General features: G+C 36.0%; 14 protein-coding genes. 10 read left to right on the top strand and 4 right to left on the bottom strand.

Translation table 11 applies throughout. From position 1 onward, the window contains the following. Nucleotides 1–46: 46 nt before the first annotated feature. Entirely contained in the window at nucleotides 47–745 is a 699-nt protein-coding gene (locus ACIP9C_RS01570; RefSeq protein ID WP_401008010.1) for a nuclease-related domain-containing protein, read from the top strand. 258 nt (nucleotides 746–1,003) lie between these two features. Then, nucleotides 1,004–2,209, top strand: a complete 1,206-nt coding sequence (locus tag ACIP9C_RS01565; RefSeq protein WP_401008007.1) for an MFS transporter — start codon at nucleotides 1,004–1,006, stop codon at nucleotides 2,207–2,209. Between the two features lie 60 nt (nucleotides 2,210–2,269). Here ACIP9C_RS01565 and ACIP9C_RS01560 read toward each other — a convergent pair whose 3' ends face one another. Further along, nucleotides 2,270–3,514: a ferredoxin reductase family protein gene (locus tag ACIP9C_RS01560; protein ID WP_401008005.1), complete on the bottom strand. Its 1,245-nt coding sequence runs from the start codon at nucleotides 3,512–3,514 to the stop codon at nucleotides 2,270–2,272. Nucleotides 3,515–3,729: 215 nt separating this feature from the next. Here ACIP9C_RS01560 and ACIP9C_RS01555 point away from each other — a divergent pair, with 215 nt between their 5' ends. Further along, nucleotides 3,730–4,218 (top strand): metal-dependent hydrolase, encoded by a 489-nt coding sequence (locus ACIP9C_RS01555; protein WP_401008003.1) that lies wholly within the window; start codon nucleotides 3,730–3,732, stop codon nucleotides 4,216–4,218. Nucleotides 4,219–4,305: 87 nt separating this feature from the next. On the opposite strand, the gene ACIP9C_RS01550 is transcribed toward ACIP9C_RS01555, so the two are convergent. Continuing rightward, complete coding sequence (locus ACIP9C_RS01550) at nucleotides 4,306–5,124, bottom strand: squalene/phytoene synthase family protein (protein WP_401008001.1); 819 nt, start codon at nucleotides 5,122–5,124, stop codon at nucleotides 4,306–4,308. 266 nt (nucleotides 5,125–5,390) lie between these two features. Here ACIP9C_RS01550 and ACIP9C_RS01545 point away from each other — a divergent pair, with 266 nt between their 5' ends. From ACIP9C_RS01545 to ACIP9C_RS01525, 5 genes are all read left to right on the top strand, one after another. After that, nucleotides 5,391–6,125 (top strand): SDR family NAD(P)-dependent oxidoreductase, encoded by a 735-nt coding sequence (locus ACIP9C_RS01545; RefSeq protein ID WP_401007998.1) that lies wholly within the window; start codon nucleotides 5,391–5,393, stop codon nucleotides 6,123–6,125. Nucleotides 6,126–6,565: 440 nt separating this feature from the next. Then, nucleotides 6,566–7,402, top strand: a complete 837-nt coding sequence (gene coaW, locus ACIP9C_RS01540) for a type II pantothenate kinase (protein WP_401007994.1) — start codon at nucleotides 6,566–6,568, stop codon at nucleotides 7,400–7,402. Between the two features lie 203 nt (nucleotides 7,403–7,605). Then, nucleotides 7,606–7,830 carry a hypothetical protein gene (locus ACIP9C_RS01535; RefSeq protein WP_172771013.1) on the top strand — a complete coding sequence of 75 codons (225 nt, stop codon included), beginning with the start codon at nucleotides 7,606–7,608 and terminating at the stop codon, nucleotides 7,828–7,830. Between the two features lie 17 nt (nucleotides 7,831–7,847). Next, on the top strand, nucleotides 7,848–7,988 hold the full coding sequence (locus ACIP9C_RS01530) for a hypothetical protein (protein WP_401007991.1): 141 nt from the start codon (nucleotides 7,848–7,850) through the stop codon (nucleotides 7,986–7,988). Between the two features lie 169 nt (nucleotides 7,989–8,157). Beyond that, a complete protein-coding gene (locus tag ACIP9C_RS01525) occupies nucleotides 8,158–8,481 on the top strand; it encodes a DUF3889 domain-containing protein (RefSeq protein WP_401007989.1) in 324 nt (107 codons plus the stop codon). Between the two features lie 30 nt (nucleotides 8,482–8,511). On the opposite strand, the gene ACIP9C_RS01520 is transcribed toward ACIP9C_RS01525, so the two are convergent. After that, nucleotides 8,512–9,066, bottom strand: a complete 555-nt coding sequence (locus ACIP9C_RS01520; protein ID WP_401007987.1) for a DJ-1/PfpI family protein — start codon at nucleotides 9,064–9,066, stop codon at nucleotides 8,512–8,514. A gap of 252 nt (nucleotides 9,067–9,318) precedes the next feature. On the opposite strand from ACIP9C_RS01520, the gene ACIP9C_RS01515 reads away from it, so the two are divergent. Beyond that, nucleotides 9,319–9,717 (top strand): MarR family winged helix-turn-helix transcriptional regulator, encoded by a 399-nt coding sequence (locus ACIP9C_RS01515; RefSeq protein WP_401007985.1) that lies wholly within the window; start codon nucleotides 9,319–9,321, stop codon nucleotides 9,715–9,717. Continuing rightward, complete coding sequence (locus ACIP9C_RS01510) at nucleotides 9,717–10,916, top strand: MFS transporter (protein WP_401009163.1); 1,200 nt, start codon at nucleotides 9,717–9,719, stop codon at nucleotides 10,914–10,916. The genes ACIP9C_RS01515 and ACIP9C_RS01510 overlap by 1 nt, the downstream gene beginning before the upstream one ends. Before the next feature lie 152 nt (nucleotides 10,917–11,068). Here ACIP9C_RS01510 and ACIP9C_RS01505 read toward each other — a convergent pair whose 3' ends face one another. Continuing rightward, the gene (locus ACIP9C_RS01505; protein WP_401007983.1) at nucleotides 11,069–11,695 is read right to left on the bottom strand and encodes a C40 family peptidase; all 627 of its coding nucleotides are present in this window, start codon (nucleotides 11,693–11,695) and stop codon (nucleotides 11,069–11,071) included. Between the last annotated feature and the right edge of the window lie 174 nt (nucleotides 11,696–11,869).

Genomic DNA, 11,869 nt, shown 5'->3' with positions numbered 1-11,869 from the left:
TAACAAAACTTGAACCTAAAAACATATTATAAGGAGGAAAGAATTTGTGTTATTAATTTTCTTGCTAATAGTCATAATAATGGCAATATCAATTATTTATTTTAAGCAAAAAAACTATCGAGCAAGTATTTACTATGAGCTAACGAATGACAACATGTTTAAAGTAATATTCGATAAAGGAAGGTATGGAGAGTATTTAACATCACGTATAATTGAAAAGTATGCTTTAAAAAGTCATAAGCAATTATTTAATGTGTATATTCAAAAAAAGAATTCAAATGACTGGACGGAAGTGGATTTAGTTTTTATAGATCGGACTGGTTTATATGTAATAGAATCTAAAAACTATAGTGGATGGATTTTTGGCAATGAAAATCAAAGCCAATGGACACAAACAATGCCTAATAATAAAAAATTTAAATTTTATAACCCAATTCGTCAAAATGCAACCCACATAAGAGCCATTCAAAATTTTCTAGGACTACCAGATGAGGCTTTACATTCTGTCATTGTTTTCAGTGAGCGTTGTCAGTTGAAAAAGGTGGAAGTAACGTCTGAAAATGTACATGTGTTAAAGCGAGAAAATGTAAGACGTTTTATAGAAACCCGCAATCAATCAGGTACTTCATTTTTCTCGAAAAGTGATATAGAAGCCATCTATAAGAAACTACTACCTCAAATGCAAGTATCAGAGGTGGTAAAAGCGCAACATCTTCAAACCATTCAACAAAAATATAAAAATTAGGACTGATTTTTGAATATAATAAGGCATAAGCTTTTCTACGGAAAAATTACATACAAAAATTTTTGATGAATCTAATTCCCCCAAGATTTATCTACTAGACAAAAGGAGGTCCGTTTGCATGTGTAGTCCAATTTAAAAATCACCCATTTGAATGAATTTCATTTCGTGAAAAATGGGGGAGGAAAGTTTACATGAATAGTCCAATTTAAAAATCACCCATTTCGATAAATTTAATTTCTTGAAAATGGGGGATTGTTTATGAAATTGGGTAGAAACTTTTCATTATTACTAATCGGTCAATCACTGGCAAATATAGGTGATGTTTTATATATAGTGAGCATTATTCATTTAATTTATGTTGTAACAGAATCGGCAATCGCAGCCTCATTTGTACCATTTACAATTGCTTCGTCAATGTTTGTTTCTAGTATTTTGACTCCGCTTTTGTTTGAAAAGGTGAATTTAAAATGGTTAATGGCAGGCTCACAAATAGGAAAGACATGTTTATTATTTTTATTAGCGCTGCTGTTATATGTAACAACAGCAACTAACTTTTACTTGTTGTTTATTGTTATAAGTATGATTGCATTTCTTGATGGCTGTGCGAATCCAATAAGACAGACATTGGTTCCACATTATGTGAAAGACGAACAATTATTAAAGGCAAATGGCATTGATGAAGCAGTAACTCAATTTATTCAAACAGTTATGTGGTTCGTAGGTAGCCTATTTTTACTTTTTCTAAGTTCCCAGCAAGTAGTTTGGGTAGTGGGCTGTTTATTTACAGTGGCCAGTATTGTCTTATGTTTGTTAGAAAATGTTGATCATCAATCACTTGCACAACTAGGAAAAATAGAACAAGTTATAAAAGGCTGGAAATTACTTTGGCATACGCCACTGTTAAGAAGGATTGTTTGGATAGATTTTCTCGAATCGATTGCTGGTACAGTTTGGATTGCTGCGATTATATTGGTATTTGTCACTGATGCTTTACAAGTTGACGAGCAATGGTGGGGCTTTTTGAATGGCACATTTTTTGTAGGTTTAATAGCAGGAAGCGTTTATTGTGTCAAATATACCTCTTTTATTGAACGGCATTTAGCGAAAGTGATGTTTAGTGGTTCATTTTGTATGTTTATTGCAACCATTTTGTTTAGTGTTAATAGTGTTCCAATTATCGCATTATTACTAACGTTTTGCGTTGGATTTTTTGGCCAAATAAAGAGCATCCCACAACATACGGTTATTCAAACGAGTGTTCCAAAAGGAGAACTGTCCTCTGTTTATACTTCTTTAAGTGCGATTTCAACGGGGGCATTTGGCATTTCATCTCTAATGATGGGAGTAATTGCCGATGTTATAGGGGTAAGACTAGTCTTTATGATTTCGGGACTTTTACTTGCTGTCGTAAGTGTCCTTATAGTGAAAAATAGCCATTTGTTTAGACGTAAAATTATTAAATGAACATAAGCGAAAGAGGCTTACATTCCTACTATTGGATGTAAGCCTCTTTTTTTGGATGCTTTATTTAAATTTAAAGGTTTCATAGTTGATGTCGATATCGCTACAGTTGGATTTGAAATGCTTGATAAAGTGCTTCACCATTTTTACAGGGCCACATAGAAAGATGCTCGTACGCGCGGGCACTGAATAATGATCGAAAGTAAGTCTGTCCATGGTGGTCGTATCGATAAAATTCACTTTAAAATGCTCATTGTTTTCTGCGTAATTTTGTAAAAAATCTTTATAGATAGCATCGTTTTCTCCGCGGAACGTATAATATAATTCAATTTCGCGATCAGTAGGTTGCGATTGTAAATACGATAAAAAAGGCGTAATGCCTACACCACCAGCTATCCAAATTTGTTGTTGATGACCTTTGGCAAAGTTTAGATGACCGTAGGGACCTTCTATGGATACTTGTGTTTGCATTTGAATTTGCGTATTTACCCTTTTAGTAAAGTCGCCAAGAGCCTTAATCGTTACAAAAATTTTATGTCCATCCCCGCCTGTTATGGAGAAGGGGTGCGGTGCTTGTTCTAAACCAGCTTGGAATATTTTTAGAAAGATATATTGGCCATCACGATAGGGGAATTTTCGATCTAATGTTAATTCTAATTCAACTGCGCAAGCGCCCATCTTTCGGATACCTGTAATGTTACCTGTATGTTTAAATTGCATATCTTGATACATTGTAAGCATATATAAAGCAGACATTGTCCCAATAATGGCTGTTATCACTGTAAAAATACCGAGGGGTGTCACTTGAAATAAATCATATTTGCTCGAAAAGTAGGCATGGTAAAGACCAAGAGCATACGGTAAAAGCAATAAACGGTGAATAAAGCGCCAATGCTCATATTTCAGAAATTTTGCTAATAGTGCTATGACGATTAGCCCGATAAAGCCATATTGTGCAAGTTCACCAAATTTCTTTGCTAATTCACTGAGCGGAATTTGTAACCCTTTATCCTCATGTGGTACTAAATCTTGCAATTGACTGTGTAAAATCACTAGCCCTAATGATAGAATCGCCAAATACTTGTGATATTTATAGACATGTTCTAAGCCATGAAACCACCGTTCGAGAATTTTACTTCTTGTAGCAAGTAAAAATACAAGGAAGAATCCTGTAATTGCCATGCCTCCAACAATATGGCTGAGCGTATTTAACTCATGTAAAGTTTCAATCGGCGTGGCATAGTACCATAGTAACGCACTCCCAAGCATTGTGATGAAAATAAATAGCAGTCCTTTATATGTTTTCATAGCTACCTCCCGTAGTCATTTTTCTCGTTAGACCGACTAGATATACAAAAGCTAATTGAATTATTTCAAAAATTTTAGGTTCACTTTGGAAAATTTTTAAATTAGTCAACGTAAAGTAAAAAAATAAAACATATGTTTGGAATGTATGTTCTTTTTTTGAGGAGAATATGTTACATTAGGAAAGTAAAATTTCACTACATAGAGAGGGAGTAATTATGCAAGGGAATACACACATCATTGGAGGCATCACGGCTAGCCTTGCCTTTGCTCAAATTTCAAATGATAATCCGTTCGTATTAGTTGGAGCGGGTATTATTGGTGCATTAATTCCGGATATTTGCCATGGCGGAAGCAAAATTGGGCGGACATTTCCCATCATTTCAAAATTTGTAAACAAGCTATTTGGACATCGCTCCTTTACACATAGTTTACTGTTTTTGTTTCTTGTAGCGATGCTGTTACACGCAATAATCCCATATGAATCGATTATTGCCGGACTTTTAGTAGGAATGATGAGTCATATCGTTCTTGATATGGGGACGAAACAAGGGGTGAAGCTCTTTTTCCCGATTAACATAGCAGTGCGTTTTCCTTTAACAACGAAAACTGGCGGAAAAGTAGAAAAGGTTGTCTTTACATTATTATCGGTACTTTCTCTATATTTCGGCTATGAGCTAATTAGTCGATTCGTCAGCGTTATATGAACAAAAAAGCCCTTGAGTGAGACAGTTCTCAACACAAGGGCTTTTGAATTTTTATGAATTGTAGTGAATTGTGTGGGTGTCAGGCACCTATTTTTGAATCTCTTCTACAGTTTGCTCTACTTCAGCGCGCGTCATTTTTTCACGACCTTCTTGCATCGCTTTTAATGTTTTATGGGCTAAAGCAAGTGGGAGGCGACAGAACAATAAAATCGTGCGCTTATTGATTGCCTTCATATAAAGATCTGCTTTTGCTAGGTTTTCCTCGGCATAGGCAAACAAGTCTTCTCGTGTCCAACCGTCCGGCACAAAGCTTACACCACGCTCGTCTAAATCCTCATGCTGATTACGTAAAATATTGACGGCTTGTAGTCCACGACCGTAGCCAATAGCTAAATCGCGATCTGTTTGAACGTCTGCACCCCATGCCCATAACTCTGACAGCATTGTCCCAACGAGTCCTGCAACATAGTATGTATAGTCATCCAAATCTTCACGTGTATGCACTTGCCAATTTGCTTTTGCCCATTTTGCCATGCCATATGCCATTTCACTTGTAGATGCTTGGACAATTTCTCGAGAGCCATCTGGGCAAAATGTTAGCCAATCCGCTAAACGAAGGGAAACTTCAGGTAATTGTTCAGCGTATGGTGCTAGTAAAGTATTATAGGCTACTGCATCGAACTCTTCCTTTAATAATTCACTTGTTGCGGAAAGTAAATCGAATTTCACATCATTCGAAAGTTCTTCATGGTCTTCGATTTCGTCAATGGCACGCATCGCTAAATATGCAGCAGCGACTGACATTTTTAAATCATTTTTTAAAAAAGTAATAGGTATATAAAATGTGCGACTCGTTTCTTTTAAAACTTGCATCGCTTCTTTATAAAGTGTTTTTTGATCTTTCACGTGTTTTTCCTCCGTTCAAATAGTCAAGCCTCAATGTATATCGTATCGCAAAATTGAGGAAAGTGAAAACAGATTGTTCAAATTTCGGTCATATTCTTTGAAAACGCTTCAAAACTATGATAAAGTTTAATAATAAACTATTTAAGCATATACAGTTTAACAAAAAACTGCATTAGTTTTAAAGTGCTAGGCGACTGTTTGTACTTAAGTTACATAACAACGCTCAATACGCTTAGGCGAAATAGAAGAGAGAGGAAGTTTTTTTAATGGGACGTTTAGACAACAAAATCGCAATTATTACAGGTGGCGCATCAGGAATGGGTGCCTCAATGGCAGAACTATTCACTAAAGAGGGCGCAATCGTAATTGCTGCTGATATTAACGAAGAAAATTTAGCTAAAATTTCTGAATTAGAAAACGTAGAAGGCATGAAATTAGATGTTTCTTCTGATGAAAACTGGGCTGAATTTACAAAAGCAGTTGTTGAAAAATACGGACGTATCGATATTTTAATCAATAATGCTGGTATTTCTTCACAAAAATCTCCTCAAGATATTACAGACCAAGATTGGGCTATCATGCACAAAATTAACTCATTCGGTCCTTTCTTAGGAATTAAACACGTTTCTAAATACATGAAAGAAGCTGGAAAAGGCTCAATCGTTAATACATCATCATACACTGCTATTATCGGTTCAGGTTTAAACTCTTATACAGCATCAAAAGGTTCTTTACGCGCAATCGCACGTGCTGCTGCAGCTGAATTAGGTAAATCTAACATTCGTGTAAACACAGTTTTCCCTGGAGTAATTGAAACACCAATGACTGCTAACATCGGTCAATTCAAAGAAGCAATGGATATGTTAGTTCGTGCTACTCCAATGGGCCGTCTTGGACAACCAGAAGAAGTTGCAAATGCTATTTTATTCTTAGCATCTGATGAAGCTTCTTATATCACAGGTGGCGAGCTTGTAATTGATGGCGGATACTCTGCACAATAATTGTAAGCATTTTAGAATGTTATAATATCAAAAAAGAGTCGACTGTTTTAACAGCGGCTCTTTTTTTACATAAAATGTTAATATTTGTTGGATTTATCTATTAATTATGCTATTTTTCATGTTTTTTTTCATGAAAGTTTGCCAAGTTATTGCACAATCATTTCAACAGCGGTAAAGTTTAGGGAGGGCGAATATTCAATTGCGCCTCGGCTAAATTATTGCTGACGTTTCGCTTTCACGCAAAACCAGTGTGTCAGGATTTTGAATTGTGCATACACAATAATAAACTCCTTTCGAAATCGTTGACAATCGCCGGAGGCATGAACTTTAATCAGTTAGCGTTTAGACACTCACTGAATAAAAGAGTAAACTAGTATTCATCTAACCATCTATTTAGGTAGGAAAAATTTTTCTGCTGAATAAAGTTAAAGGAGAATGGTATGCCAAAGGCTATAGGTATTGATGCAGGCGGCACATTGACGAAGGTTGCCTACTTAGACGAGCACAACGAACTTGTTTTAACAACTTTTCCGTCAAATGATTTGCAATCTGTAATGGAATGGATTAAAAATAATCCAGATATTGAGGATATTGGTGTTACGGGGGGACGTACAGAACAATTACTTGATGTCATAAAAACAATGAAATCGATTCATTATATAGTAGAATTTGAAGCTACATTGAAGGGTGTTCGTTTTTTACTAAATAAAGAAGGATATTACTTTGAGCGTAGTATGATTACCAATATTGGAACTGGAACTTCCATTCATTATATGGAAGATAATACACATATTCGTGTTGGTGGTACAGGCGTAGGCGGTGGAACATTAATTGGATTGTCAGCGCTTACAACAGGAATTACAGATTACAATGAAATCCGTGAGCTGGCTACAAGAGGTAATCGTGAAGGTGTAGATTTACTAGTAAAAGATATTTATCAAGGAATGGATACGCCAATTGACGGTCATTTAACTGCAAGTAATTTTGGTAAGGTCGGTATTACTGAGGAAGTGAAACATCCTCCAGAGGATATTATTGCGACTGTGCAAGGACTTGTCGGTGAGGTTATTACTACACTAAGTATTCAATATGCCGAGGAAAAAAATGCGCAGCATATCGTTTATATCGGCTCAACTCTTAGTCATAATGACCACCTTACACATGTTATTGCCAATTATACACGGACGAAAAAGCATACACCTATATTTATCAATGACCACGGTTTTTCAGGTGCAGTTGGTGCTTTACTGAATATAACTGAATATACAATTGTCTAAATGACAAATAAAAATGTACATTACTAATAATTATTGGTGATGTACATTTTTTCTATGTAAAACGGAGTGGGAGTAGCCTTTTTTAAAAATCGCCACTATTTTTTGATTGTAAATCTTGCCATTGTATCTTCTCCCATTGAAGTTTTCCCCAAAGCATAATTCCTTCACTCCTGAGCAAATTACAAGTAGGAGGTGAATATGCAATGGGCAATAGAAATAACAAAAACAGCAAAAAAACAATGAATGCAAGGACACACAATCCTTTTGGAACTTACAAAAGTAAAGACCTTGATGACAGTAATAGTAATAACAATAACCCAAATGATAATCTAAATGAAGAATTCAGTGCGGAATTTGATGCCAAAGCGAAGAATAAAAACAATAAAACCAATCATGATAAAAATCAACAATCTAATAAAAAGAGCTAAATTGGAGGGAGTTAGCAATGGCAAAGAAAAGTAAAACAAGCTTCAAAAAGAAAAAGAAGGAAGATACACATAAAAGAAATGATCGGGAAGAATATTCAGCAGAATTTAATAAAGTAATTCATAATAACCCTCAACAACCAAGTACAAAAAGACACTAAAATATTGGATGCTCCAAAGATAACATCTGGAGCATTTATTTTTTGTAGTTACAGCAAAGCTATACCGAAAAATACATAAAAAGAACAGTGCCATTTTCTTCAATTAAGCTGAGAAACATAATGATTTTTTATATGTTGCACATTCTATAAAAAGAAAGGAGCTCAAAACATGCGAAAATTACTTGTAGCACTTGGAATTTTTATGTTACCTCAAGCCTTGCCACTAGAGATTTTGGATGCACATGCGGAGGTAACACCTGCCTATGCTAAATGGGGGAAACTCGCTATTGAAAAGACACAATCATCATACCCCAATTCAAAAATTATTGACTACTTACATGAGGGTAGTGAAGTGAATGAAGAGGCAACCATTGAAAAATTTAAGCTTTGGTTAAAAGAAGGAGACAAAGAATTCGGTGTTTATGTAAGAATTAAGTATACGACTGAAACACAAAAAGTGTTGGATGTTGAGCTTCAGGAAACAGCTAAATAGAGGATGCCCAATTCGGCATCCTCTTCATCTTTATGCTTCTACTTTTTGAATAAATTCACGCATTAATCCAGGTAAATCAGGCCAAGCGTGACCACTAACAAGGTTGCCATCTGTGTGCAAATTTGCGTCGATATACGTACCACCCGCTACTTGGACTTCTGGTTTGCAGGCAATATAGGCAGTAAGTTCACGTCCTTTAAGTACGTCTGGTATTGTTGCAAAAATTTGTGCCGCGTGGCATACAGCAGCAATAGGTTTATTCGCCTCAAAGAAATGGCTCACAATCGCTGGGACATGCTCATTTAATCGAATGTACTCAGGCGCGCGACCACCAGGGATGATCAAGCCATCAAATTGCGTTGGATCGATATCGGCAAAGGCCGCCGTTGCTTCTAAGCCATAAGCTGGACGCTCTATATAAGTGTCTACACCTTCAACAAAATCATGACAAACGGTTTGTAGTTTTTTTACTGACGGTGCAGCAATAGACACTTTGTAACCAGCCTCTAAACAGCGGTAATATGGATAATAAATCTCCAACGCCTCGACAGCATCACCTGCGATGATTAGTATGTTTTTCCCCATGTTCCCATCTCCCTTTTTTGTAAGTCTAGTAGCTGTATTCGACATTTATTGTAAATTCCCTGCTAACGCTGATAAAAGCATTGACGCCGATAAGCTCTTAAAAACGTCACTAAAAACGTTACTAAACACGAAAGAATCGCTGATAAAATCTAATAAATCGCCGATTGTAGCAAAAACAACATACTTTACAACATAAAAAATGAGGCGTATAGTATTTATTTAGCTAGGTAAATAATTAAGGAGAGTGATTATATGAATCCCGTTTTCCATGCTTTATTTCAAAAAAGTCGCTATTTAACAAATTGTTTGAATGAAGTATTGAAACAGCATCAGCTGTATAGCTCGCAATGGACAATTTTATATTGCTTACATACACATGGTTCAATGACATTGACACAAATTTGGAAGTATTTGAATGTCGAAGCGCCAAGTATAACGAGAGCTATTTCCAGGCTAGAAACTTTAGGCTGGGTGGAACGAATTGATGGAGAAGATAAGCGCGAAAAAATTGTGACATTATCAGCGATGGCGGAGGAACGACTACCAAAGATTACTGAAACGATATTAGCGTTTGAGGAGGAAATGGTAGGCTCACTTACTGTTGAAGAACAGTCACTATTTATAAATCTATTGCAAAAAATGAAAGGTTGATTGATGTGCAGCAAGAGGGCAACACACAAATATGGACGAAGCGGTTCATTAGTTTATTTATAACAAATATATCAGTATTTTTTGTTTTTTATGGTTTGGTAACGACTTTGCCATTGTATGCGATTGGCGAGCTACACCAAACAGATAAGGAAGCGGGATTACTATTATCAGGTTTCTTATTATCAGCTATCATTGTACGTCCGTTTTCAGGTAAATTATTGGATGTGTTTGGTAAGAAAAAGCTTTTAGTCATTGCGATTGTAGGTTATTTCTTCTGTACAATATTATATTTATTTATTCATCCATTTGGTCTTTTACTAGCTTTACGATTTGTACAAGGTATTTTCTTTAGTATTATTACGACAGCAGCAGGTTCTTTAGCAGCAGATATTGTACCGGTCAGTCGCAAAGGCACAGGGCTAGGCTATTTTACCATGTCCACGAATTTAGCAGTTGTTATCGGGCCATTTATCGGTTTGCTCCTTATTCAATATAGCAGTTTCAATGTATTATTTATTGTCATGAGTATTTGCGTTTTAGCAGGTGGTATTCTAGCTGTAACGATTAATACAGATGATTTACCGAAACCGGAACATCAAGGGAAACTAACTTTTAAATTTAATGATTTATTTGAACGAAAAGCGTTACCAGTAGCGGCTATTGCGAGTTTGGTTGCGTTTGCCTACGCTAGTGTATTATCATTTTTGTCAGTGTACGCACAGCAAAAGGATCTAATGGCAGTGGCTAGTTTCTTTTATGCAGTGTTTGCAGCGGCCATGCTAATTACACGACCTTATACTGGTAAGCTTTATGATACAAAGGGGCCGCAATTTGTAATTATCCCTGGTATTATTTCATTTGCAATTGGATTAATCCTCCTTGCGAATGTTTCAGGACCAGCGTTATTCTTATTTTCGGCAGTTTTTGTTGGATTTGGCTACGGAGCGGTAACAACCAGCTTACAAGCATTAGCTGTCCAATCAACAGCACATACTCGTAGTGGCTACGCAACAGCAACATATTTTACAATGTTTGACCTTGGTATTGCCCTTGGATCATATATTTTAGGAATGATTGCAGTGCAAGTTGGGTATGCATCTGTCTATTTAACAGGTGCAGGTGTACTGGGCATCGTCTTTATCATTTATTTACTGCGTTTAGCAAAACTAAAAACGAAAAAGGTAGCACATATTCAGTAGGAATAACCGTTGATAATCAACGGTAAACCTTTGAAATCTCCGATAAACCAATAAAAATCGCCCATTACAATTGTAAAGGGCGATTTTATTTTGGCTTTACCGTTGATTCTATAAAAAAACAGTTAGGACATGCCTAACTGTTTTCATTTAAATTATAAACGACCATAACCTACAAAATATTTCTTCCAGTAGGTGCTGTTAATGTTAGCGATGCTAACGCCGCCGTCACTTGCATTAATCATTTGGTTATTTCCGATATAAATACCTGCATGAGAAATACCTGCTTTATAAGTGTTAGCGAAAAATACTAAATCACCTACTTGTGGCGAACTTACCTTTTTCGCTGCATAATAAAAGCCTGCTGCTGATTTACGGCTCGTTGAAATACCGGCATTATTATATACATAAGTGATATAGCCTGAGCAATCAAAACCTGTGCTCGGTTTACTGCCTCCAAATGTATATTTTACGCCTAATTGCTGTTTCGCAATTTGGATAAGGTTTGCCGGTGTTTTAGCAGGGGTGCTAGGAGCCTTATTAGCTGTGCTATTTAGTGTTAATTGTTGTCCAACTCGAATATTTGATGAAGTGAGGTTATTCCAACTCATCAAAGTTTGATAAGAAATGCCGTTTTGAGTGGCAATCTTCCAAAGGGAATCCCCAGATTTAACTGTATATGTTGCAGCTGATGCTGTGTCAATTGTTGAAAAAAGTACAGAAGAGCCTAACGCTAATACTGCTAATTTCATCCCCCACTTATTTCGTTTATTCTTTTTCATATTATGTATCCTCCTAAAAACATTAAAACGTATTACTTGGTACAATAATGATATTAACACGCTTATATTACAGTTCTATGTCAACAAAATAACATTAAGGATACAATTAATATAATATTAAAGTGATTTTCAATGAGAGTAAGACTTAAGTATCAAAAAACTAGCCTTGCGCAT

It is taken from the genome of Lysinibacillus sp. NPDC093210 (assembly GCF_044753985.1).
Taxonomy (GTDB): domain Bacteria; phylum Bacillota; class Bacilli; order Bacillales_A; family Planococcaceae; genus Lysinibacillus.
Note: the sequence above shows the minus strand (reverse complement) of the source record. Positions and strands in the feature narration are given on the sequence as shown.